We start from the raw sequence: 25,064 nt of genomic DNA on the forward strand, positions 1-25,064 counted from the left end.
ATTATTATGAAAATAGCATTAGCGCAACTTAATTATCACATCGGCAACTTCGAGGCAAATACTCAAAAAATAATTGATCATATTAAACTGGCTGAAGATAAGGGAGCTGATTTGGTTGTATTTGCAGAACTGGCCATTTGCGGCTACCCACCCAGAGACTTTTTAGAATTTGATGAATTTATATCTCTTTGTGAAGAAGCTGCACAGGAAATCGCTGCGCACTGTAAGCACATTGCTTGTATTATAGGGTTGCCTGTTAAAAATAATCTCCTTCAAGGTAAAGACCTGCATAATGCAGCCTATTTTATTGAAAACGGGCAGATAAAAGCGGTTGTGAAAAAGGCCTTGTTGCCTACTTATGATATTTTTGATGAATACAGGTATTTTGAACCATCCACATCATTCAGCTGTATTGATTTTAACGGAAAGAAAATTGCCTTAACCATTTGTGAAGACCTTTGGAATATTAACGACAATCCATTGTATGTTTCAAACCCGATGGATGAGCTGATAAAGGAACAGCCAGACATGATGATTAACATTGCCGCCTCACCTTTTTCTTATACTCACGACGATGAACGCATAAAAGTGCTTTCTGATAATGCTAAAAAATATCATCTGCCTGTTTTCTACGTGAACCAGGTGGGTGCACAAACGGAAATTATTTTTGATGGCGGATCCCTTGTTTTCGATGCAGACGGAGCAATGAAGGCGGAAATGAAATATTTTGAAGAAGATCTTCAGGTTTTCGATCTGGAAGAAGTTGAACATGTACGGAACAAATATCCAGAAGCAGAACGTTTAACTGATATTGAGCAAATTCACGATGCATTGGTACTTGGTATTCAGGATTATTTCAAAAAATCAGGATTTACAAAAGCTGTTTTGGGCTTATCAGGGGGGATTGATTCAGCCGTGGTTTGTGCACTGGCCTGTCGCGCTTTGGGTGCAGAAAATGTGATGGCTGTATTAATGCCTTCTAAATTTTCTTCTGATCATTCTGTTCAGGATGCCCTGGATTTAGTCGATAATTTTGGCTGTATGCATGAAATCATTCCGATTAAAGCGGTTGCTGATGCATTTGATGCAGCGTTGGCACCGGCTTTTAAGGGTTTGCCTTTTAACCTGACGGAAGAAAATATTCAGGCGAGGTCTCGCGGAACTATTGTAATGGCCATGAGCAATAAATTTGGTTATATCTTGCTCAATACCTCTAATAAAAGCGAATGTGCGGTGGGATATGGTACCCTGTATGGCGATATGTGTGGTGCCATTGGTGTAATTGGTGATGTATACAAAACCCAGGTTTTCGAACTGGCAAAATATATCAATAAAGAGGACGAACTCATTCCGGTAAATACCATTGTAAAGCCACCTTCTGCCGAGCTCAGGCCAGATCAGAAAGATTCGGATTCCTTGCCGGAATATGATGTTTTAGACAAAATTCTGTACCATCATATTGAAGAAAAACAAGGCTCAAAAGCCATTATTGCAAAGGGGTTTGATGAAGCTCTGGTGCAGCGGATTTTAAAAATGGTGAATGTTGCTGAATTTAAACGTTATCAAACACCTCCGATTTTAAGGGTCTCGCCAAAAGCATTTGGAATGGGAAGAAGAATGCCAATTGTTGGAAAGTACATGGCATAATATAAAATCAATAACTAACTCTATCGAATAAAGTGATTTTGTTGAATTAGCGAAGGTGTAATTTAAAACTTTGACAGCTTTAATAAGCATTATGCCCTTAAAGTTGTCAAAGTTTATGGAGATTTAGGCTAATGTTGCATCAACTTTGATTGAGGTATTAAGCAATTTTGAAATTGGGCAGTTTTTCTCTGCATCTGCAACCAATTCATCAAATTTTTCCTGAGATAAGCCTGGCACAGTGGCGGTTAATGTCAGGTGAGATTCTACAATTTCACCTTTTGAAGGATCTAAATTGATATCGCATTTGGTTTCCAGTTTATCTGCGGTGAATCCGGCTTCACCAAGATTGGCGGATAACTTCATGGTAAAACAACCCGCATGCGCAGCGGCTATTAATTCTTCGGGGTTAGTGCCCACACCTTCTGCAAAGCGTGAATTAAATGAATACTGGGTGTTGTTTAACGTGGTACTTTGTGTGGTAATGTTACCAGCGCCTTCTTTAATAGATCCTTGCCATACGGCTGTTGCATTTCTTTTCATGATTGGGTTTTATTTTGGTTGTTTTTTGTTGTTAACACTTAAAGATAATTATATGTTTGTTTAAGGTGGCATTTCCGGTTATAAAAAATACCGGTCAACTCCATTTCAAATCACATCAGTCTATTCCAAAAAAAGAAGCTGTCTCAGAGAAACAGCTTCCATTACATTACGATCTTTAGGTTCTTAATTATCTGGTTGATTCATTATAAAGGGTACAAGGCTGCGGTAGCCAACTTATCTTTTGATGATAACACGGTGGCGCCACTTCCGCATTGTCCGCCATTCATGAGGGATTGGGCATCTGTTCCGCCAACTCCGGGTACATTAATGGTGGTAGATTGATTGGTATGTCTGAAAGAAATGGTATGCCCGAACTCATGTGCTATTGTTCTCTGGCGTTGAGCAAAAGAATTGTTTTGAATCAGTGCCTGGTTAATCCAAACCGTATTGCCCGCAAGGCCATTAGATGTTGACAGATAGGCCTGCCCGCAGGTAGAACTTCCAATGGAATTGTCAACTTTAATCAGAATATCATAAACAGTACCGGTGGTAATTACAAACCTGAGCCTGGAGTTCGGTACGGTGTTCCATTGGTTAATGGCACCATTGATCTCACTGGTCATGCTGGTGATAGATGGATCGATTTTAACACGTATGCTCCTGCTGTTGGTTACAACATATCCATTGTAATACTGCTCGGTTATCTGATTTCCCTTATCTGCAGGAATATCCATGTATTTACTAAACACCATGTCTCCGTCAACGATATAGTTGTCTCCTTTTTCAACAATTTGTGCCTCTGAAAACCCTAATTTTTTAATGTAGGCTAAAACTTTATTGGGTTGAGTGGTTTCTGTTTGCTGTTCCGGCAGGATTTCATTTTTCTTGGAACACGAAATAATGAAGATTGAAAGTAGCGCAATTAATGCGGCGTTTTTAAATAGATTTTTCATAGTTTAGTTTTAGGTTGACCGTAATGACTGATATCACTATCGTAAATATAGTATAAAAAATACAAAAATGTATTCTTTAATCTTGACGAGTGTAGTTCATTTTGTTCAACTCATTTTCTATAGCTAAACCAACCCGTTTTGCTTGATCAGATTTCCCTTAACAGATTGAAGAAGTAAAATTCCTATACCGATCATAATGGAAATATCAGCGAAATTAAATACACCTGTTTGAAAAATATGGAAATCCATATGCATAAAATCCGTAACTGATCCATGCACCATCCGGTCGTATAAATTACCGATGCCGCCACCAATTAAAAAACATAAAGCGATTTGCATGGTCGATGGCAGGTCAGGTTTAGCAAACAGGTAATAAAGACCATAGCCCAGAAATAAAAGAGGCAAACCCGTTAAGATAATTAGCCTGAAAGCATAAGGCATGTCGTCACCTAAGCTTAAGAAAGCACCACTATTTTCAACCTTCGTTAGGGTAAAGAAATTTTTGATCAATACAATGTGCTCATAATCAGAAATCTCCAGTCTTACAATAATCTTTGAAATCTGATCTACTGCAATATTTAAGATTAACAAAACGATAAGGAAAAATCTGGTAAAGTTTTTATGGTACTGCATAAGTTTTTAATAAGGGTCATTAGTTATTTGCTGTGGAATAACCAATTCTTTATTGAACTCTGGAATTAATTTTTAGGTTTAATTTTATTTCTTGGCATTTATAAAGTACCTGTCTTTCTACCCAATATCAGATAGACAATCTATCTTATTATTTTTTTACCCATTTTTTATAAGGTATAATCAATACCAATAAAATGGCCAGTAAGCTTAATACTTTTGCAATGATATCACCACTTTTTACATAAAATGTAACCTCATCATTCAAGTTGATATCGCCCTTCAATGCAGTTCTGGTCCACCACTTGGTGCTTTGGGTTACATCGCCGCGCTGATTGATGAAACAAGAAATGCCGGTGTTGGCTGACCTGGCAATATCCCGGTGTGTTTCTATTGCCCTAAGCTTGGCGTATAGGGCATGCTGGTCTTTCCCGGAGGTATTGCCCCACCAGCCATCGTTGGTAATAATGGCAATAAACTGCGCCCCATCCTTAACCTGTTGCCCGATCCAATCGCCCCACAGACTTTCATAACACACTACGGGGGCTGCGCCAATTCCGCTTTGCGCATAAAGCACACTTGGTTTTTCCTGCCAGCCCCATCCGCCAACAGTGCCTCCCAATTGCGCAAAAACACCATCCAAAAAGGAAAATACTTTAGGAAAAGGCATTTTCTCTACACCAGGTACCAGCTTTGATTTATGGTAGAACTGAACGTTTGATGAGTTTTCGACCTGCATTGCCGCATTGAAATTATCAAAGTATAGCCTCTGTCGTTCATCATATTTGGCTGTAATGGTCTTTTTATTGGGATAAACCTTAATACTTTCTATTCCGGTAATCAGGGTGCCGTTTTTATATTTACTTAAGAAGTTTTGCAATGTAATAAAATCAGTGTTGCTGCGAATCTGATCTTCATCGGCATAGTTCGGAATAGCCGTTTCGGGCCAGATAAAATACTCGGTATTGGGTTGAGCAACCGAATCAGACAGCTGTGTGAGGATTTTAATTTGTTCTGCCGGAGGAATTTCGCTCAGTTTTAAATAAGGATCAATATTGGGTTGCACGACCACAACGTTGCTGGGGGTGCCTTTTTGCGTTGCAGTAAAATATTTGGTGAGTGATATGGAAACAGGAATAATAACGACCAGGGCCCAGGTAATAACCGGTCTGAATTTTAAATATCCGGAGGCTGATTTCAGCTTTTTATACGCTTCAAATGCAAGGATATTGCTGGTTATAATCCAAAGCGAACCGCCATAAATGCCCGTATAATCATACCATTGTGCCAATTGGTGCATTCCTGCCAATCCATTACCAAGCGTCATCCACGGAAAGGCTAAATCCCAAGTTTGTTGTAAGTATTCCAAAGCAATGTAAAAGGATATTAAGCCCAGGTAGGCTATTTTTTTATTTACGTATTTACCCAGGCGGTAATATAACCAAAAGGCAAAAGTCATGAGGAGCGCACCTAAACCAAATGGAATTAATGATACCGGAATGGCAACAATTGCACCATTATAAGCACTAATGGCATTATAAACCCAATAAATAGATACCGAATTCCATAGCAAAAACGTTAAACCAGCTGTTAAGAAGATGCGTCTGCCTTGTTTTTTTTGTTCGTTCTTAGCGATTTCATCCAGCGCGATGAATAAAGGAACCCATGCTACCAGTAATAATGGTGTTGAAAACGGCATGGGTGGCCAGGCCAGCCAAAGCAAAAATGCACTTAACAAGGCAAGGAAGTAAGTCTGTTTGGGTTTCATTTTAAGGTAATTTGTTGTGCTGAAGCATTATTTATTTATCATGGAACATTAAAATGCTATAAGACAATCTTTGTGGGGCGGGATGAAGCAATCTCTTTCGCTAAAATAATATCTTGAATGAGATTGCTTCAGTTGATGAAGACTGATTTTGAAGGTTGAAATAAAAGTCAACGGTAGTGATGAGATAATAGTCCGTACACAAAGGGGCGAAATGGATCGTCCAAGGGCTACAAACTATCTAAAATATCCGCTTTTTTTGCTTCGTATTCTTCCTGAGTAATCAGGTGCTTGTCATATAAAGTTTTCAGTTTACGCAACTTTAATGTGGTTTCATCTTCTGGTTCTTCCACTACTTCAGCAATCTGAATAGGTTCCGGAACTTTTGGTTCTTCGATAGGCAATTCAACAACTGGTTGTGCACTCATGCTTATTGCTGATGCCGTAGCACGGTTTTCTTCCAGCTTTTGCTGATGCAACAGTTCTTTATATTCTTCTAACTGCTGGTTAGCTGCCTGATGTAATTTTCTTGCCTGTATTTTCGGGATAAACTCTGTTACGATATTCTCGCCATATTGTGGAACGCATATAAATTTCGAACCAAAAAGTTCTTCTTTAAAGGAAACTTCCTTGATGCTTTTCCAGGAAATATCCTTGAAATTCATGGTCAAACCCAAATTGCCCGGTTCACAATAAAAAATCCTTTTGTTGGAGATGGCAATACTATCCGGAAGTAAGTTTACAGCCGGTTTTTTCTGTACCGCCAGGTAAAGGATTTCCTCTCCGGTAGTTAGAAGATCATTTAGTTTTCCAATTACTTTTTCTACTGCTTTTGGATCCTGTTCATCGCTCAAGAATCTATCTATGCTAATCATATGTTACGTTTATTTGTGTTAGTGCTATTCAGCATCTTCATATTTGTTTTTACTTTTTGTTGCAGGTTTGCCTGCTATGCAAATTACAAATTCTCCCTTTAAAGTATTGTTTTCAAAATGAGATTTTATTTCCACTAAAGTGCCACGAACTGTTTCTTCAAACATTTTAGTTAATTCCCGACTAACGGATGCCTGTCTGTCTTCGCCCAGATACTGTGCAAACTCTTCCAGAGTCTTCAATAAACGATGCGGACTTTCATAAAGTATAATGGTACGTTCCTCTTCAGCCAGTTTTCTAAACTTTGTCTGGCGACCTTTTTTAGCCGGAAGAAAGCCCTCAAATGCAAAGGCATCAGCCGGTAAGCCAGAATTCACCAATGCAGGTACAAAAGCAGTGGCACCCGGAAGGCATTCTACCGGAATATCATTTTTGATCGCCTCGCGGACCAGGAAAAAGCCTGGATCCGAAATGGCTGGCGTACCTGCATCAGAAATCAGGGCAATTTTTTGGCCTTCCTGCAGAAATTTAATAATTTCTGAAGTAGCCTTATGCTCGTTATGCTGGTGATGGGAGAAAACGCGTTTATCAATGCCAAAGTGCCTGAGCATAGGTGCACTGGTGCGGGTATCTTCCGCCAGGATTAAATCACACTCTTTTAAAATCCGAATGGCCCTGAAGGTCATGTCTTCTAAATTCCCTATTGGTGTGGGTACGAGAAAAAGTTTGCCACTCATATTTCAGTTTTCAGTTTGCCATTCACAGTTTACAGTTTTTTCCAAACTCCTTACCCCAAACTCCAAACTCTTGCTATCTTTGCTTAAAAAAATTTAATAATGCTGCAAGTTAACTATATCCGCGAAAATAGAGAGAAAGTTTTAGAACGTTTACGTGTACGTAACTTTAAACAACCAGAGCTGGTAGATGAAATCATTAAAATTGATGAAGAGCGCCGTTCCACTCAAACGTCCTTGGATGCCATTTCTGCGGAAGCCAATGCAGCAGCCAAACAGATTGGTGATTTAATGCGTGCGGGTAAAAGGGATGAAGCTGAAGTCATTAAAACACAAACCGCATCCCATAAAGAAAATATAAAAAACATGGGTGAGCAGCTGGCTGAACTGGAAGCAGCACAGTTTAATTTACTTGTTCAGCTGCCAAATTTACCACATGATCTGGTACCGGAAGGTACTACACCCGAAGAAAATAAAACGGTTTATACTTTTGGTGAACCGGCTGAATTGCCCGCTAAGGCTTTGCCACACTGGGAACTTGCTGCAAAATATGATATTATCGATTTTGAACTGGGTGTAAAAATTACAGGAGCGGGCTTTCCGGTATATAAAGGAAAGGGCGCAAGATTACAAAGGGCATTGATTAATTTCTTTTTAGATCAGGCTATCGAAGCAGGATACAATGAAGTGCAGGTGCCTCATTTGGTTAACGCAGCTTCTGGTTTTGGTACGGGTCAGTTGCCGGATAAAGAAGGTCAGATGTACCATTCTACTGTTGACGATTTATATTTAATTCCTACAGCTGAAGTTCCGGTTACCAATTTATATCGCGATGTTATTTTGAAAGAAGAAGATTTGCCGGTTAAAAACACAGCCTATACACCTTGCTTTCGCAGGGAAGCTGGCTCTTATGGCGCACATGTTCGTGGTTTAAATCGTTTACATCAGTTTGATAAAGTGGAGTTGGTTCAAATCACACATCCTGATCAATCTTATCAAACCCTTGAAGATATGAGTGCCTACGTGCAATCGTTATTGCAAAAATTAGGTTTGCACTACCGCGTGTTATTGTTGTGTGGTGGTGACATGGGCTTTGGTTCTGCCATGACTTATGATATGGAAGCCTGGAGTGGAGCGCAAGGAAGATGGCTGGAAGTTTCTTCAGTGTCAAATGTTGAAACTTTCCAGAGTAACCGCTCAAAAATCCGTTTTAAAGGTGCTACGGGAAAAACACAGTTGGTACATACCTTAAATGGAAGTGCTTTAGCTTTGCCTCGTATTGTGGCATCCATTCTAGAAAACTATCAAACAGAGAACGGAATTAAAATTCCAGAGGTATTGGTAAAATATACAGGCTTCGATTTTATTGACTAAACTTAGTAAACGTCAGCTCTGAGCTCACCGTCATTGCGGAGAAGGCTTTTTCAGCCGACCATATTGTAATAACAAAAAGCTTTGCAGCAATGCAAAGCTTTTTGTTTTTTATAGGTAGATGTTATTTTAATTATAAAATCAGGATCAATAATAAGATGATGATGATAATTGCACCAACAGAAAGATAAACACCACCTGATACCGCACGTGCCTGACCTTTCAATTCTCTTAATTCGCTGCGTAGAGCTTTACGCTCTGCTCTCGTTAAGTTAGATTTGTCCATGTCTCTGATTTCTTCCACACGGGTTTTAATTTTCTCTAATTTTAACGTCTGCTCAGCAGTTAATTCGGTAGGATTTTTTGCAGGTTTATCAGCAGCCTGTACTGAATTGAAACTGATACCCAAAGCGAAAATAAGGGCTAAAGTGTAAATGAATTTTTTCATAATTTTAATTTTTTTAGTGTTCGATGACTACTAAACAAAAAACCTATCAAAATGTTCTGATAGGTTTTAAGTCAATGTTAAATTATTATCACGTATTACTTAATTTCAAAAACCACATTAACGGTGAAGTTTAGTTTGATTTTCTTGAAGTCGATTTCCGGAGCGGTATCTGCAGAAGTTTCAGCCATTGCAGATTGAGCCATGAAATTTCTGTACACGGGCTGAATAATATTATCGCCACCATCCTGAATTTCAATGACACTGCCCAACTTACCATTTAATGCCTCTACCATATAAGTTGCCTTTTCTTTGGCAGCTAATAGTGCTTTAATTTTGAGGTCTTTTTTCAGGCTTTCAATTTTAGAGTAAGAATAATTCTCGATGTTGGTATTCGCAACGCCTTTAGGATCCAGTTCATCAAGGATGGCATTAAATTTATTTAAATCGCTCACTTTTAAACGGTACTGTTTACTGGCCAGAAAATCAGGATTTTTTTTCTTTGATGTCTGATCGTTCCAGCTGCTTAAATTGCTCACGGTTAAATTTTCTTTGGCGATTCCGGCTTTCTGTACAGCGGCATAAAGTTTATTTTCCAGTTCAGTGATTTCTACCTTTTTCTTCCCGTTTAAATATTCCTTTAAAGAAATACCGATGTAAATGATGTCGGGGGTTACTTCAGTTTCTGCGTTACCGCTCACACTGATTTTTCTGCGTAAATCTGCTTGTTGAGCCATGGCGGTGGATAATCCTAAAAATGCAACTAGTGCAATTGCTATTAACTTTTTCATAATTCTATTTTCTATGTGTGTGCAGTAATGATGTAAGCAAACAGCAAATTCCACACCGGGATTATAAAAATTTTTAAATAAAGGAAAAGTAAAGATTAAAACTGATGTTTATCGTTTGCCATAATGTGTGTTTATTTATAGCAATGGCTTCTTCATAAGTTAGTTATAGAATATGCCTGTCTAGGCAATATTAGATCACAAACCGTAAATACTTAAATTGAAGTTAGAAAAATAAATCTGGATAATTGCTTACATATCCTGAATGCGATGAAATAGTTGTGAATAAATCTGTAAATAAAGTTATTCATCCGCAAAAGCAAACTCAACAAAGCAACGTTGCCTCGTTTATTTTAGATGAAGGGAAGAAAAATGATTTTTTCGATTGAAATGAAAAAAATGCGCTAGGTTTTATGCTTAAATAGACGGAAATATAAATGTTTATAAAACCTGGCGCAGCAGAATTTGATCTGCATATTTTTTATCTTATTGCTGTTTTTGAGAAAGCAATATGGAGCGTTTAATAACGATTAAACTTTAGATACCTTAACAGCTGTCGGACCTTTTTGACCCATTTCTACTTCAAAAGTAACTTTATCACCCTCTTTGATTTGAGTAACCAAGCCATTTGCATGTACGAAAATACTATCCTGAGTTTCGGTATTTTTTATAAAGCCGTAACCTTTACTGTCATTAAAGAAAGTAACAGTACCTTTTTTAACCGGATTTTCGTCGATAATATCTTCCTGTCTGGTGATACCGATCTGAACATCCTCAATGTTAAATACTTTTTTCTTTTTCGGATCTGGTGGAGTAGAAGAAATGTTTCCGTTTTCATCAACGTAAGCCATCATGTCTTCAAGTGCCAAACCTTTTTTAGCGTTAGACTGACGCTCTTCTTTTTTCTCTTGTTTGTCTTTTTGTTTCTTTAATCGTTTTTTTTCGTTCTCTTTTTTACTGTATGTCGCCTGAGATTTAGCCATAAATATATAATTGTTTTGTTTTTTTAAAAAGGTGAGTGGAATTGAGATTGATACAAATATAAGAATACTAAATCAGAAATACGATTTTATTCATATCAAGATGAACACTGATAACGGATTGTTGTTTGATTTTTGTTGTCATAAAACATTCAATAGGAGTGCTTTATTAACTTATGGATGGTATGTAAAAGCATTGTGTTCAGCCCTAGGTGAAGAACAGCTATCTGCTATTCCATGCTATTTTATTAATTTGATAAAGAAAGTTCCATTTTACAGGTTCGCCATAATAGGCAACCTCAATCTTGGTCGTTTTTATTGCTCCTAATTTTTCTATTGCCTTTTGTGAGCGAAAATTAGTTGCACCAATATACAGAATAATCTGGTCTGTAAACTGAAAAGCATAATTGAACATCAATTTTTTCAGCGCAGTGTTATAACCTCTACCCCAAAACTTACGACCTATAAAAGTATAACCAATTGCAATAGATTTTTCTTCTTCATTCCATTCATAATATCTTGAGCTGCCTACCACTTCACCAGTAGCCTGATCATAAATGATAAATGCTCCTTTTGAATCCATTGCCCCCTTGAAAAAAACTTCGAACACTTCTCTTTTGTAGCGGTCTTTATTGGGATGCTGTTCCCATATTAGTGGGTCAGCAGCTACTGCATAAAGATTTTCAAAATCACTTTCCTTTAATGGAACAACTTTTATGAAAGGATCTTGTAATGTGGGTTGTAAATCGAAATTCATTTTTTTTCCAGATCGAAAACGGCCGGCAAATGCCAGCCGTTCCTGTAATTAATATTGTTGGATCATGCTTTTCTTCTTTAAAGGATTGATGCTTTCGGCAACCCTTATAAAAAAGATCGCAAAAAATATTAGTTGGCCAGACCTTCTATTTCTACCATTTCATTGGTGTCTTTCTGATAATCAACCTGATCAACTTCAAAACCAAAAAGGCTTAGGAAATCAGAACGGTAACCCGGTAAATCTCCTATTGCTGGTAAAGTTTCAGTTGTGGCTTCTTCCCAGAGTTGTGCAACTTTAGCCTGTACATCTTCACGCATTTCTAAATCATCAATTCTGATTCTGCCTTTTTCATCCACAGGAATATCGGCACCGGTATATAATCTTTCGGCATAAAGGCGTTGAATTTGCGCTATTGTTCCCTCATGAATACCTTCTTCTTTCATGATTTTATACAGCAAAGAGATGTATAATGGAATAACCGGAATCGCAGAGCTGGCTTGTGTAACCAAAGCTTTATTTACAGAAACGAATGCTTTTCCGTTAATATCTTTTAATTTATCACCAATTTTAAATGCAGTGGCCTCTAAATCATCTTTAGCCCTGCCAATGGTTCCTTTACGATAAACCGGCTCAGTTAAAGCAGGGCCGATGTATGAATAAGCAACCGTGGTAGCACCTTCAGCCAATAGGTTTTCTGCTTTTAAAGCATCAATCCACATGGCCCAATCTTCTCCACCCATTACCGCTACGGTATTTGCGATATCGTCTTCCGTTGCTGGTTCAATAGAGATATCAGTTACATTACCGGTATGGAAATCAACTGTTTTGTTGGTATATGTGCTTCCAATAGGTTTTAATGTCGAGCGGTGCACTACTTCTGTATCCGGGTGTTTTCTTACCGGAGAAGCCAGGCTATAGATTACTAAATCAACCTGCCCTAAATCAGCTTTGATCAAGTCGATCGTTATTTGTTTAATCTCTTTAGAAAAAGCATCACCATTAATGCTTTTGGCATATAAGCCGGCGGCATGTGCCTCTTTTTCAAATGCTGCAGTATTATACCAGCCCGGTGAAGCTGTTTTGCCTGCAGATGGTGCCTTTTCAAAAAATACCCCAATTGTTGAAGCATCAGAACCATAGGCCGCAGCAATGCGAGATGCCAGGCCAAAACCTGTGGATGCACCAATAACCAGTACTTTTTTAGGACCGTTAATGGCCCCTTTAGATTTTACATATTCAATTTGGTTCTTTACGTTTTGTGCGCAACCTTCCGGGTGTGCAGTTAAACAGATAAAGCCCCTCATTCTCGGTTCAATAATCATTTTGTTCTTATTTTACGTTTTGTAATGCTTAAAAAAAGGATCAATCTCAGGAATTATGCTAATATCGATATCCTAATTCTTCAACGAAGATAAATTTTTAATTGCGTAACATTAAATGAAATTCAAATAAAGCAATTGTATTGGCCCAAAACAAGTTCGAAATTTTAGTTAAATTAATTTAAGGTAAACTCCTTAGCTTTACATCTTTTATTAGGCCATTACTATGCACATTTATCATTCATGAGAAACGTTTTATTATTTTCCTTTCTACTCTTTATGCTAAATGGAAAACTTTTGGCACAAACGCAGCATCAGAACACAGGTTGGTTCATGTTTTTAAACAATACAAAGTTTAATGATAAGTGGGGTTTACAGTTCGACCTTCAGTTGCGCTCGGCAGATGATTGGAGTAATGTAAGAAATACACTGGTAAGGCCTGCAATACAATATTTTATTAATGATAAGAGTAATGTGGCACTAGGTTATTTATGGCAGACAACTCAAAATCGGCTTGATGGAACTTCAAATAATTTCTTACATGAACACCGCATTTTTGAACAATATATTTTTAACCACAAATTAAAATCTATATATGCCAGCCACCGGTTCAGGGTAGAGCAGCGTTTTATAGAACGCACAAATGATGATGTATTTGCACAGCGTTTCCGTTATTTTTTTAGACTTATTCAGCCCTTAAAAAAAACTGAGCCCACCTTTACCAGGGGTGCATTTGTAGCTTTGCAAAACGAAGTTTTTTTGAACTTTCAAAATAAAGACAAGCTTAATAATAGTGTTTTTGATCAGAACAGGCTTTATTTAGCTGCAGGATACCGGTTTTCGAAAAAGATAGATCTTGAAGTGGGATATATGAATCAGGCGGTGAAAAACATAAACAATCATACCAACAATAATATTATCCAACTGGCGGTGTATACCAGATTCTAATTACGTTTTAATATCTTAAAGTCATTTTTTAGGTATTAGCGGTATCGATATGTTAAAATTATTGTAAATTGATTTCCTTTTTGCTCAATTTGCTGCGTGAATAAATATTTTATATTGGTTATTGCGCTTTTGTTTGCAAGGCGGATGCAGGCGCAGGAAAACCAAGACTCCCCGAACCCCAATACTCCAAGTTCTAAAAGCATTTTTAACCCTGAACATAAAAGGAATTTTTCCCGTAAAGGCGATTTTTATGTTCATTGGGGATACAATCATTCCTGGTATGGTAAGAGTGATATCAGGTTTACCGGGCCAAACTATGATTTTACGCTGAAAGATGTAGTGGCGCATGACAGGCAATCGAAATTAAGCTGGGATTGGTTAAACCCGGGTTTGGTAACCGTTCCGCAATATAACATTCGCGTGGGCTATTTCATTAAAGATAATTATAGTATTTCTATTGGCTGGGATCACATGAAATATGTGATGGATATTCCTCAGACAGTTGCCCTAACGGGTCATATCGGTGCCAATATCACGCCTGAAAATGTAGCAACTAGTGCTTTGGCGGGAGATTATAACGGACAGCAGATCAATGTGAAGGAAAGCATGTTAACGTATGAGCATACTGATGGATTTAATTATGCCAATATTGAAGTGGAGCGCTATGATGATATCTGGGTAGCGCCTGCCGGTAATACCTCTTTAACATTAGAAACCGGTTTAGGTGGTGGATTAATGATTCCCCGATCGGATGTTCGTTTATTTGGCCTAGGGAGAAATAACCATTGGAATATTTCTGGCTATGGCGTGTCTGCTAAGGTAGGATTGAAGTTTTATATCTGGAAACACATATATCTTCAAAATACAACGAAGTTTGGTGCCACCAATTTAACTCAGATTCACACTACTGGCTGGGATGAGTATGATAAAGCCAGCCAGAAGATTAATTACATTGAAAATATGTGGTTGCTTGGGGCTCAATTCTAGTAACTACTCTTTATAGAAATTCAATTGGATGTTCTGATTAATTTATCTTTTCAAATTAATCAACCTAATAACCTTCTGTGATAGTTTATTTGTCCTAAGTGGTAGCTTAAATGTGTAGTCAAGTGAGCCAGAAAAAACATTGTTGATGTTTTTTCTGCTAATACGAGTATTGGATATTCAGCATTAAGCTGGGCTTCTGTTAGTTTATCTAATGATTGATGAACCATCGCTTTCGTTGCTTTTATCGAAGCCAATAAATCTTTTCTAGGAATATTTTTAAGACTGAACTCCAATTCACGATTCCTGATATAGTTTGTTCCACCAATAATTGCACCTATATAAGTATGAAGATTACCCATAAGGTGCAGGCATAAATTTCCGGCAGAGTTGGAAATATTCTTATTAATTATCCAGATGTCGGATTCATTTTGATATTGTTCGATCTCGTTGATAAGTCTGTTAAGGTCTCTTTCGAAAAGTAGCTTGATGGTTTCTATGAACATAGCGGAAAATTCTTCGATTAAAATATAGAAAAGTTCTCTAACCAGGGATTGAAATAATAATTAAAGCAAAAAATGCCTGTAATTTCTTACAAGCATTTTCCATTTACATATTTATGGTTATATTTTTCTCACCCTTCCAGATCCGATGATGGTCTTATCAACAGTGGCATTTCCGGAATAATTTACGCTTCCTGATCCGCTGATAACAGCCCTGATGGATTGATCAGTTTTAATATTCACAGTTCCTGAACCACTGATTGTAGCAGATAAGGTTTGGGATGAAAAGCTTTTTCCGTCAAATGAACCAGAACTACTGATCACAATTTTAGCACGATCTGTGCTGCCGGTGATATTTAATGAACCAGAGCCACTGATTACGCCATTGTAGTTGTCTACATCTGCATTGGCTTTAATACTACCTGATCCACTCAATGTAGTTGTCAAATCACCAGTACTGATTTTGCCGTTTACCACCATGCTTCCGGAACCACTCATGGTTAAGCTGGCCAGTTCACGGGCGGAAACATAAGCTGTAATCTTTTTTCCTTCATATTTTTTTGACCAGCTGGTAATACTATTTTTTGGACGTATAATTAATACATTTCCTTTTACTTCAGTGATAATGGAGGCAATGGCTTCTGCGTCACCATCTAAACGGCAACTTTCTTTGCTGCCTAATGTAATTACCACATTAATTGGCCCGGCAGCGGCTACGCCATTGAAGTTTTCTACGTCCCGGTCATCATTGCTGTATGTTGATGGCGTAATATTGATCTGATCTTTTGCGATTGCATGGATACTTATAGTTAAAGTAAGTGCTGCAAATAAAATGGTGAATAATTTTTTCATCGATTAAAATCTTTAGTTTGTTAAATGCCAATCATTAAAAATGATTGTGCTTTTATTATAAGACGGCAGAAAAATAAAAAAGTTGCACAACCATTGCCATTTCATGAAAGAAAAAATCATCACTACAAGCGCTTTAAATTAATCTTTTCTGGTCTTGATATAAAACTGCGGATCGCTCTTAAAATTATCTGTGGTTATACCAGGATCTATTTTAATGGTTTTCCACTCATTTGTGGGTTTAATTAAAGTATATTCACCCGCTTTTAAAGTCACCTTAACGGGCATGTCGAAGCCTTTTACATCCGTGATCCACCGGTAAGATAAAACACCATCATTAATTTTATAGGCTAACACCGGGATATTGGCGTGGCGGAGATACTGATCAAAAACCTTGTCCAGTTTAAGTCCGCTTTGTTTGGCAATATCATTTTCAATATCGGCAGTCGTTACCGTTTTATGATAGAAAGTTTTATTTAGTCCTCTTAAAATTTGCCTGAATTTCTCGTCATCATTGATCAACTGTCGAATGGTGTGGATCAGGTTTGCACCTTTGGTGTACATGTCTCCGCTACCTTCTTTATTTACGCCATAAGGGCCGATTATGGGGATATCATTTTTAATCCCGTCTCTGATTCCGATAACATATTCACTTCCTGCTTTTTTGCTGTCTGTGCATTCGGTAAAAAGGGTTTCGGAATAATTGGTAAAACCTTCATGAATCCACATGTCTGCAATGTCTTTTGAAGTGATGTTATTTCCAAACCATTCGTGGCCACTTTCATGAATAGTGATGAAATCCCATTTTAAGCCATGCCCGGTTCCGCTTAAATCCCTACCCAGATAGCCTTCTCTGAACTGGTTTCCGTAAGCTACGGCACTTTGATGTTCCATGCCTAAGTGTGGCGCCTGAACCAATTTATAGCCATCTTTATACCATGGATAGGGACCAAACCAATACTCGAAGCATTTAAGCATAGGTTTAACATCTGCATCCCAATGCGGACGGGCTTTAGCACTATCCACTTGTAAAGCCCAGTAATCGATGCTTAAATTTCCATTTTCACCGGCATAATTATCCTGCCAATGGGCATATTTTCCTATATAAAAAGTAACATCATAATTGTTGATGGGATTACTCACAAACCAGTTATACTGTTTGTAGCCATCTGGCTGGTTAACTGTATTTCTTAATCTTCCATTGGATATTTCCTGTAATGTTTTAGGAACGCTGATACTGATGAGCATGCTGTCTACCTCATCACTCTGGTGGTCTTTATTTGGCCACCATACACTCGCTCCCAGGCCCTGGCAGGCTACTGAAACAAATGGATGGCCAGCAGCATCTTTTTTGAAAATAAAACCGCCATCCCAGGGGGCATTTTTCGCCACTACCGGATTTCCTGAATAAAATACGGTAAACCTATCTTTACTGCCTTTCTTAACGGCCTTCGGGAAGGTTACAAAAACGGCATTGTATTCACGGGTAAACGGCATTTCCTTTCCTTTATAAAGCACTTTTTCGACCTTTAAATTCGAGAAAAGATCGAATTGGAGTTTGGTAAAATCCTGGGTGGCTGTAAAGGCAAATTCATTACTTCCGGCCACAGATTTTTGATCAATATCGATTTTAACATCCAAATGGTAGTAATTGATATCATAGCAGGTACGTAAAGGGGTGAGTGTTCCGCGAAGGGTATCTGCACGGGCGTTTACCTGGTTTTTCCCCAGCATTTGGGCATTTGCATTACCTAGGCAAAGTGCCAGCGCAAAAAGGATAAATAGTTTTTTCATCTGTGTTTTATTTGCCAGCCCTGACCATCTCTAAATTTAGAGGGAGTTGGGTCTCGTGCTTTTACTTTATGTTGTGCTTTTATTCAGTTGCTTATTAAGCGTTCGTTATATTATCTCTATCTACTTGCTAAGCTGTTAGGTCACTTCCTCCTTATTTTTCGAATAGAGCTTGGAATTGGTTAATTTAGTCCAATCATTTTATCACATCAACCTCTACAAAACTATCATTAAAAATCGTTTGAGTAGCTTTAATATAATCAGCTGCTGTAGCTTTATAAGGGTTTTCAACAAACCTTTGCGGGTTACGGGCAAATAAAGGAAAAGCTGTACTCTGCACCTGGATCATCAACCGGTGTCCCTTTTTGAAAGTGTGCAACACGTCCTGCAAGCGGAAATTTACATCCGTTTTTTGATTCGAAACCAAGGCTTCCGGTTTTTCAAAACTATTGCGGAAACGGGCGGGCATAATCTCCGAACGAACCATTTGCCAATAGTTACTTAAAATGATGTTTTTATTGGGCATATACGGATTGTTCGGTTCATCAGCAGGATAAACATCAATCAGTTTCACCATAAAATCAGCATCTGTTCCGGTGGTGGCAATTTTGAGGTGGGACATGATTTCTCCGCCAAGCGTGATGTCATTTTCAAGAATATCCGTCTGAAAAACCAGTACATCAGGCCTGCGACCAGCAAAACGCTGATCCTCGCTCATGTAGTTGTGAGGGGTGAAGCCTAGTGTGGTGGTTAAATCTTCGGTATAAGGAACGGGTTTCGCAGGGTCACTAATATAGTCTACAGATCCTGCTTTAGCAGGCGCAGTCAGGCTGAGTTTACCATCAGCACCTAAGTATAATTTTTGTTTGGTCGTTTTTTCAGCTGGCCATTTTGTAAAGGTTTCCCACTCTTTTTTGCCGGTATCAAACATATAAGCTTCCGGCAAACCAGCATTTTTATCTCCATTCCCTTTGAGGAAGTGGTTAAAGAATTTTAACTCAATTTCCTTTTGATAGAAGGTCGCAATGCTATCTCCAAAGTACACATTGCTGTGCATGGTATGGCCTGTTTCGCGGCTCCATCGGCCATGCCCAAACGGCCCCATCACAATGGTATTGTAGGCATTTGGATTTTTCTTCTCAATGCTTTTATAAATGTTTAGCGGGCCGGATAAATCTTCTGCGTCATACCAGCCACCTACCACCATCACTGCCGGTTTGATGGTGCTGTAATGCTTGAGTAAACCCCGTTTCTGCCAGAACTCATCATAATTTGGATGGTTTACGGTTTCCTGCCAGAAAAAATTGTCTTTATAATATTGATCTGCATTTGTTAACGGGCCTAAATCTAAAGCAAACTGATAACCATCTTTGGTTTTCGGGTTAATCATTTGACTATTGTACCAGGGTCTGGAAGTGGTATCTTTTTTCTGTACACCAAACAAAGGAAAGGTAGAAAAATAGCTCTGCAGGAAAGCACCATTATGGTGGAAATCGTCGAAGAAGAAATCTGAAATTGGCGCTTGCGGCGAAGATGCTTTTAATGCCGGGTGATTGCTTAAAATTCCGGCGGCAGTATAAAATCCGGGATAGGAGATTCCCCATTGACCCACCTTACCATTATTGTAAGCTACATTTTTAACTAGCCAATCGATGGTGTCATAAGTGTCTGATCCCTCATCCACATCTTTTTTTGTTTTTTTGTGATCAATTACGGGTGTCATGTTGGTCCAGGTGCCTTCACTTTTCCACCTACCGCGAACATCCTGCATCACCACAATATAACCATCTTTCATCATCAAATCAGAAGGACCTAAACGGGCAGGAATTTGGTCTTCTCCATAGGGCGCAACGCTGTAACAAGTGCGTTGCATAATCATCGGATACTTTTTGCCAGTACCAGCATCTTTTGGGGTATAGATCGCAGTGAAGAGTTTTGTGCCATCCCGCATAGGAATGTACACTTCTTTCTTCGTGTAATGGGTTTTGGCATAGTTCGCATCGCCCTGCGCAAAGGCTGTTGATGTGAAAAGAAGCAATAGGATGAACTTAAAGTATTTCATGTGTTTATTTTAATACTGAAACGGTAATAAATGAACTATTGTGTACGTCGTGATAAATCCGGTGTGTGGCCTTTTGAAAATCGGCTGGTTCAGCCTGATAAATATCCATGAATTTCTGCGGATTGCGATCTGCCAATGGAAACCAGGAATTCTGGATCTGAATCATGATTTTATGTCCTTTTTTAAAAGTATGTGCCACATCCGGCAGGGGATAATTCACCTTGGTAATGGCATCCGGTGTAAAAGGCTCAGGCTTTTCAAAACTATTGCGGTATTTCCCCCGCATAATTTCACCTCGTACCAACATTTCATATCCACCCATGATTAAGTTTTTAGGGTTTGGTTCAGGGTTTGGTGAATCTTCCGGATAAACATCAATCAATTTTACGACATAATCAGCATCAGTTCCGGTAGTGGAAACCACGAGGTTGGCCAGAACGGGGCCTGTAATGGTGATATCTTCCGTAAGTTCATCAGTTTGATAAGTTTTAACATCCGGTCTGCGGGCTGCAAAACGCTGATCGTCGATCATATATTCTCTTGTACGTCTCGCCTGAATGCCATCCTGATAGGGCACAGGATGATTTGGATCGCTTACGTATTCATCCCAACTATCGGTTCTGCCTACTTTTTCAAAGCTCAGTTTTCCATTGGGTTGTAAATAAAGATTCTTGTTCTCCGTATCTTTTGGCGGCCAGCTTGCAAATTTTTTCCATTCATTTGAACCGGTTACAAAAATATTAGCCTCAGCAGGATGGAAGTTGCCTTCTCCTTTTAAATAGTGTTTAAAAAATGGTAATTCGTATTGTTGCTGATAATCCATACTGGTCTTTTTTCCAAATGAAATATCTCCTAAAGAGGAACCATCGCTACGCACCCAGCCTCCATGATACCAGGGGCCTGCAACCAGAATATTATTGGCTCCAGGATTTTGTTTTTCAATGGCTTTATAAGTGGCGAAGGTTCCGTAGGCATCTTCCGCATCAAAGAAACCACCAACCACCATTACCGCAGGTTTTACTTTTGTTAAATGCGGTGTAATTAATCTTGCTTTCCAGAAGGTATCCAGATTGGGATGTTTAAAGAGGTCATTCCAGAATACGATGCTATCTGCAAAATATTTATCCTTCAGGTTTTTAACTGAGCCGGCTTCCAGATAAAAGCGGTAATTATCCTGAATGGGAAATTTAAATCCTTTCGGGCCTTTATCCGGTGTGATGGGTTGCGGACGAGGCACTCCGAAACCGCTCATAAAGCTGAAAGCATCCATTAAAAATAAGGTGCCGCGGTGGTGAAAATCATCGCCCATAAACCAGTCGGTTACCGGTGCCTGTGGTGATACCGCCTTTAGCGCGGGATGTGCATTTGGTAATGCGGCTGTAGAATAAAACCCGGGGTAAGAAATGCCATAAATGCCGGCATTGCCGTTATTGCCTTTTACATTTTTTATCAACCAGTCAATGGTGTCGTAAGTATCGGTGCTTTCATCAATATCTTTTTTTCCTTTTCTGGTGGTTTGCGGACGGATATCAGCAAAAGTGCCTTCACTCATCCAGCGCCCGCGAACATCCTGATAAACAAAGATAAATCCTTCCCGCATCATGGCCGGAAAATTACCCAAACTTAGTTTATATTGATTTGCGCCATAAGGTGCCACTGTATAGGGTGTTCTATTAATCAGAAAAGGATATTTTTTGCTTTGATTTTTAGGGATATAGATGGAAGTAAAAAGTTTAACTCCATCCCGCATTGGAATTTGCCGCTCTATTTTAGTGTAGTTTTCTCTAACATAGGCAGAATCGCTCTGGGCCAGTAAGTTGTTAGCAATACATAGAAAAAATAAGAGGCATAAAAATCTGGGAAAGTTCATTTAAGTGTTTTTTAGGAATAAAATTTAAATATAGAAGATTAGGAATTGATTAGAAAAAACATCCGGTAAATAGTTTGTTAATATTGGAAAAAAGGGCATTCGTCATCACTTTATCAAAATTTAGTTAAAATAAGGATGTAAATAATCTTTTGATCAGTTTCATCGTCATATACACAATTGAATCAATTAGAGATGAAAAGGTTGTTAAATAAAGGTTTTGTAATCATGGCTGTAGCAGCGATGATGGCCATGTTAAGTACTGAAAATGTTTCTGCCCAAAGACCAGGAAGGGGCGGTGGAGGCTTTCACGGCGGTGGCAGATCGGGCGGGTTTTCTGGCTCAAGAGGCGGTGGTTCACTTTCAAGACAATCAGCTATGCCAGGCAGGGGGACATTTTCGCCACGTGTTAATAATACAAGCATCAGATCAAACCGCACTACCTATGTATATAACAGGTCTGTTTATAGAGGCGGTTTTGGGTATCGGGGCTACAGACCTGGTTTTGGCTACCATTATGCTTACGGAAGACCATACTATCGTCCTTATTTCAGTTACTATAATTACTACAGGCCATTTATAGGTTTTAGGATAGGCGTATTGCCGCTTGGTTATTATCCATTTTACTTCGGCGCAAGCCAGTTTTATTATTCAGGCGGATTATTTTATCAGCAAAATAATAACCAATACGAAGTAGTGGTTCCACCGGTAGGTGCAGAAGTTCCGAATTTACCTGAAGAGGCGAAACGGGTAACCATTAATGGTGTTGATTATTATGAATATAAAGGAGTTTATTACACTCAGTCGCCAAATGCTGATGGTAAGACAGTTTATATCGTAGCTGGTAAAGATGGCGTATTGAACACCCCAAATGGTACGGTGGATTCGCATCAGATTGGCGATATTATTGATCAGCTCCCTGAAGGTTGCCGGGAAGTCACCATTAAAAACGAAAAATACTTTGTTTCTCCTGATGATATTTATTACGAAGAAGTTGTGGATGGAAATCACATCACGTACCGGGTAATTGGCAAGTTGTTTTAAGGGAAATATATTTTATAGAGCCGTTTCAATCTGAATTGAAGCGGCTTTGTTTTTTGCCATTGCTACTGTCTGAAAAGTAAAAGGTATTTCATAATTGTATTGCTGATGAAATTTATTAACTCCTTTTCTATACTTTTACGCAAAACTTATGCTGGTTTGAAAATATTATTGCCAAGATTTTTCATTTTATACCTTGTTCTTATTACTGTGCTATCTGCCTGTACAGCAAACAGAACTTTATCTCGTGATTCGCAAATTCAGTCGGTTTCATCCATCAAATTTCTGAATGAATACATTTTACCGCTCAATGATACTTTCAAAAATACCATTATTGGCGGTTTATCAGGAATAGATTACGATGTGAAAAACAATCAGTATTACCTCATCAGCGATGACCCCACTCAGTTTAGTCCCGCGAGGATTTACACGGCAAAGATTGACATTCGAAACCATAAAATAGACACCATTAAATTTACGGATGTTACTTTCATTCTTCGGGAAGCTGGAGCACCCTATCCAAAATATCAATATGGCAAAAACATTAAGGCTGATGGAGAATCCCTTCGTTACCACCCTTTGAAAAATACGTTGGTTTGGAGTAATGAGGGCGAAAGATTATTCCGTAAAACGGATACAACGCTTGTTCAGCCTGCACTGACATTCATTTCTATCGCTGGAAAATTTTTAGATACCGTGCCTTTGCCGCCTGGTTTTCACATCAGCAAGCAGGACTATGGTGTGCGGAAAAATGCTTTTTTCGAAGGCTTAACCTATGCTGATCATTATAAAACTTTATATGCCAGCTTGGAAGAACCACTTTACCAGGATGGGGAACAATCCCATTTTGGATATGATAAAGCGCTGACCAGAATACTTAAATTCGATGTTAAAAGTAAAAGAAATACAGCTCAATATGCCTATAATCTTGATGCATTGCCCATAAAACCTACGGTAGAAAGCGATTGGAATATCAACGGTATCTCAGAAATTTTAGCTGTAAACGATCATACTTTAATGGTCATGGAGCGGGCCTGGGCAAAAGGGCGTGATGATCATTCCTTTGTTAAGCTTTACCTGGTTGATTTGAATCAGGCAGAAAATGTGATGCATAATCCATCCTTTGTAAAATTTCCACCAAAACCTTTAGCCAAGAAATTGCTTTTTGATTTTGATAGCTTAAAGATGCATATTGATAATATTGAAGGCGTAACATTTGGACCTAAGTTACCAAACGGGCATCAAAGCCTGATTTTTTGTGTGGATAATAATTTCAGCAAAACACAGGTTCAGCAGTTTTTCCTGTTTGAAGTGATGCCGTAACCTGAAAGTTGGGAATAGAAAAGAAATCTCCATTGGTGATTGCTTCCTCATTCTTTCTCGCAAAAATGACCTCTCTATTGTAGCCTCTTAACGATAAGGGAATTAGTTAATAAAAATAAAATGAGTAAAATAAAAGCATTGTTGTTTGATTTAGATGGGACTTTGATTGATTCTGAAAAGTTTCATTTCGATTGCTGGAATGAGTTTTTGCTTCCTTATGGTGTAAAGCTTGAACTTAAAGACTGGCTAACCAATTACGCCGGGATTCCTTTGCCTCAAAATGCGAAGACCTTAATAGAGCGGTATAAAATTGATGCCGATTTAACAGACTTCACTGCCAGAAGGGAGCACCTTACCTACGAAGGATTTAAAACGAAAGACATCAGTCTTATGCCTTTTGCCCTGGAGTTTGTTCAATATTTTTATGAGAAAGGACTTACACTTGCAGTGGTAACGGCCAGTCCAAGAGTAGATGTAGAAGCTGTTTTCGAACGCAACGGCCTGGCAAAATATTTCAAATTGTTTATTACCCGGACGGATGTCAGCAAAAGCAAACCAGATCCTGAAAGTTATAATGTGTGTGTAGAACGGCTTGGTTTACAACAAGATGAGTGCCTGGTTTTTGAAGATACGGTAAATGGTGTTAAATCAGCAATGGCCGCCGGAATTACCTGTTACGCGATTCAAAATAATGTCAGGGCGCATCTTAAACTTAAAATAGCCGATGAATTATTCCTCAGCTTTGCTCATGCAAAAGCATTTATACTTCAAAACGAACTGATTTAAAAGAATTCATCTCTAACCTTTGATTGTTTTTCTGCAGGATTAAAAATGAATTAGAAAGTAACCTTTTGCAATACACTTTCAATGTAAAATTGTCATTTCAGCCCTAGC

Annotated in this window: 23 protein-coding genes; 7 read left to right on the forward strand and 16 right to left on the reverse strand. The window is 38.5% G+C overall.

Translation table 11 applies throughout. From position 1 onward, the window contains the following. The first annotated feature begins 6 nt into the window (after positions 1-6). The gene (locus tag OQX64_RS19395; RefSeq protein WP_265820010.1) at positions 7-1,647 is read left to right on the forward strand and encodes an NAD+ synthase; all 1,641 of its coding nucleotides are present in this window, start codon (positions 7-9) and stop codon (positions 1,645-1,647) included. A 123-nt stretch (positions 1,648-1,770) separates the two neighbouring features. Here OQX64_RS19395 and OQX64_RS19400 read toward each other — a convergent pair whose 3' ends face one another. The 6 genes from OQX64_RS19400 to rsmI form a co-directional block, all read right to left on the reverse strand. Beyond that, positions 1,771-2,187, reverse strand: coding sequence for an OsmC family protein (locus OQX64_RS19400; RefSeq protein ID WP_088299459.1), 417 nt, complete (start codon positions 2,185-2,187; stop codon positions 1,771-1,773). Between the two features lie 203 nt (positions 2,188-2,390). Then, entirely contained in the window at positions 2,391-3,140 is a 750-nt protein-coding gene (locus tag OQX64_RS19405; RefSeq protein ID WP_265820011.1) for a M57 family metalloprotease, read from the reverse strand. A gap of 123 nt (positions 3,141-3,263) precedes the next feature. Continuing rightward, the gene (gene lspA, locus OQX64_RS19410; protein WP_088299457.1) at positions 3,264-3,773 is read right to left on the reverse strand and encodes a signal peptidase II; all 510 of its coding nucleotides are present in this window, start codon (positions 3,771-3,773) and stop codon (positions 3,264-3,266) included. Between the two features lie 148 nt (positions 3,774-3,921). Beyond that, a complete protein-coding gene (gene lnt, locus OQX64_RS19415; protein ID WP_265820012.1) occupies positions 3,922-5,538 on the reverse strand; it encodes an apolipoprotein N-acyltransferase in 1,617 nt (538 codons plus the stop codon). A gap of 227 nt (positions 5,539-5,765) precedes the next feature. Then, the gene (locus OQX64_RS19420; RefSeq protein ID WP_265820013.1) at positions 5,766-6,410 is read right to left on the reverse strand and encodes a PH domain-containing protein; all 645 of its coding nucleotides are present in this window, start codon (positions 6,408-6,410) and stop codon (positions 5,766-5,768) included. A gap of 24 nt (positions 6,411-6,434) precedes the next feature. Further along, a complete protein-coding gene (gene rsmI, locus OQX64_RS19425) occupies positions 6,435-7,145 on the reverse strand; it encodes a 16S rRNA (cytidine(1402)-2'-O)-methyltransferase (protein WP_265820014.1) in 711 nt (236 codons plus the stop codon). A gap of 99 nt (positions 7,146-7,244) precedes the next feature. Between rsmI and serS the strand changes: the two genes are divergently transcribed. After that, positions 7,245-8,516: a serine--tRNA ligase gene (gene serS / locus OQX64_RS19430; protein ID WP_265820015.1), complete on the forward strand. Its 1,272-nt coding sequence runs from the start codon at positions 7,245-7,247 to the stop codon at positions 8,514-8,516. Between the two features lie 130 nt (positions 8,517-8,646). Here serS and OQX64_RS19435 read toward each other — a convergent pair whose 3' ends face one another. From OQX64_RS19435 to fabV, 5 genes are all read right to left on the reverse strand, one after another. Continuing rightward, the gene (locus OQX64_RS19435; protein WP_265820016.1) at positions 8,647-8,961 is read right to left on the reverse strand and encodes a hypothetical protein; all 315 of its coding nucleotides are present in this window, start codon (positions 8,959-8,961) and stop codon (positions 8,647-8,649) included. A gap of 95 nt (positions 8,962-9,056) precedes the next feature. After that, the gene (locus OQX64_RS19440) at positions 9,057-9,749 is read right to left on the reverse strand and encodes an SIMPL domain-containing protein (RefSeq protein WP_265820017.1); all 693 of its coding nucleotides are present in this window, start codon (positions 9,747-9,749) and stop codon (positions 9,057-9,059) included. A 527-nt stretch (positions 9,750-10,276) separates the two neighbouring features. After that, on the reverse strand, positions 10,277-10,729 hold the full coding sequence (locus OQX64_RS19445; protein ID WP_088299450.1) for a cold-shock protein: 453 nt from the start codon (positions 10,727-10,729) through the stop codon (positions 10,277-10,279). 220 nt (positions 10,730-10,949) lie between these two features. Beyond that, positions 10,950-11,483: a GNAT family N-acetyltransferase gene (locus tag OQX64_RS19450; RefSeq protein WP_265820018.1), complete on the reverse strand. Its 534-nt coding sequence runs from the start codon at positions 11,481-11,483 to the stop codon at positions 10,950-10,952. Positions 11,484-11,611: 128 nt separating this feature from the next. Continuing rightward, positions 11,612-12,805 carry an enoyl-ACP reductase FabV gene (fabV, locus tag OQX64_RS19455; RefSeq protein ID WP_088299448.1) on the reverse strand — a complete coding sequence of 398 codons (1,194 nt, stop codon included), beginning with the start codon at positions 12,803-12,805 and terminating at the stop codon, positions 11,612-11,614. Between the two features lie 240 nt (positions 12,806-13,045). Between fabV and OQX64_RS19460 the strand changes: the two genes are divergently transcribed. Together OQX64_RS19460 and OQX64_RS19465 are read left to right on the forward strand one after the other, a co-directional pair. Then, positions 13,046-13,750: a DUF2490 domain-containing protein gene (locus OQX64_RS19460; RefSeq protein WP_265820019.1), complete on the forward strand. Its 705-nt coding sequence runs from the start codon at positions 13,046-13,048 to the stop codon at positions 13,748-13,750. A 96-nt stretch (positions 13,751-13,846) separates the two neighbouring features. Continuing rightward, on the forward strand, positions 13,847-14,737 hold the full coding sequence (locus OQX64_RS19465) for a hypothetical protein (protein WP_265820020.1): 891 nt from the start codon (positions 13,847-13,849) through the stop codon (positions 14,735-14,737). 59 nt (positions 14,738-14,796) lie between these two features. On the opposite strand, the gene OQX64_RS19470 is transcribed toward OQX64_RS19465, so the two are convergent. The 5 genes from OQX64_RS19470 to OQX64_RS19490 form a co-directional block, all read right to left on the reverse strand. Beyond that, positions 14,797-15,240 (reverse strand): DinB family protein, encoded by a 444-nt coding sequence (locus OQX64_RS19470; protein WP_265820021.1) that lies wholly within the window; start codon positions 15,238-15,240, stop codon positions 14,797-14,799. Positions 15,241-15,357: 117 nt separating this feature from the next. Further along, positions 15,358-16,089 (reverse strand): head GIN domain-containing protein, encoded by a 732-nt coding sequence (locus OQX64_RS19475; protein ID WP_265820022.1) that lies wholly within the window; start codon positions 16,087-16,089, stop codon positions 15,358-15,360. A gap of 138 nt (positions 16,090-16,227) precedes the next feature. Then, positions 16,228-17,880: a M1 family metallopeptidase gene (locus OQX64_RS19480; RefSeq protein WP_265820023.1), complete on the reverse strand. Its 1,653-nt coding sequence runs from the start codon at positions 17,878-17,880 to the stop codon at positions 16,228-16,230. 193 nt (positions 17,881-18,073) lie between these two features. After that, positions 18,074-19,939 (reverse strand): CocE/NonD family hydrolase, encoded by a 1,866-nt coding sequence (locus OQX64_RS19485; RefSeq protein ID WP_265820024.1) that lies wholly within the window; start codon positions 19,937-19,939, stop codon positions 18,074-18,076. Positions 19,940-19,943: 4 nt separating this feature from the next. After that, complete coding sequence (locus OQX64_RS19490) at positions 19,944-21,809, reverse strand: CocE/NonD family hydrolase (protein WP_265820025.1); 1,866 nt, start codon at positions 21,807-21,809, stop codon at positions 19,944-19,946. A gap of 192 nt (positions 21,810-22,001) precedes the next feature. Between OQX64_RS19490 and OQX64_RS19495 the strand changes: the two genes are divergently transcribed. From OQX64_RS19495 to OQX64_RS19505, 3 genes are all read left to right on the forward strand, one after another. Beyond that, positions 22,002-22,850, forward strand: coding sequence for a DUF6515 family protein (locus tag OQX64_RS19495; RefSeq protein ID WP_265820026.1), 849 nt, complete (start codon positions 22,002-22,004; stop codon positions 22,848-22,850). Positions 22,851-22,955: 105 nt separating this feature from the next. Beyond that, the gene (locus tag OQX64_RS19500) at positions 22,956-24,170 is read left to right on the forward strand and encodes an esterase-like activity of phytase family protein (protein ID WP_265820027.1); all 1,215 of its coding nucleotides are present in this window, start codon (positions 22,956-22,958) and stop codon (positions 24,168-24,170) included. Positions 24,171-24,290: 120 nt separating this feature from the next. Next, positions 24,291-24,956, forward strand: a complete 666-nt coding sequence (locus tag OQX64_RS19505) for an HAD family hydrolase (RefSeq protein ID WP_265820028.1) — start codon at positions 24,291-24,293, stop codon at positions 24,954-24,956. Positions 24,957-25,064: the final 108 nt, after the last annotated feature.

This window comes from Pedobacter sp. GR22-10 (genome assembly GCF_026239715.1).
Taxonomy (GTDB): Bacteria; Bacteroidota; Bacteroidia; order Sphingobacteriales; family Sphingobacteriaceae; genus Pedobacter.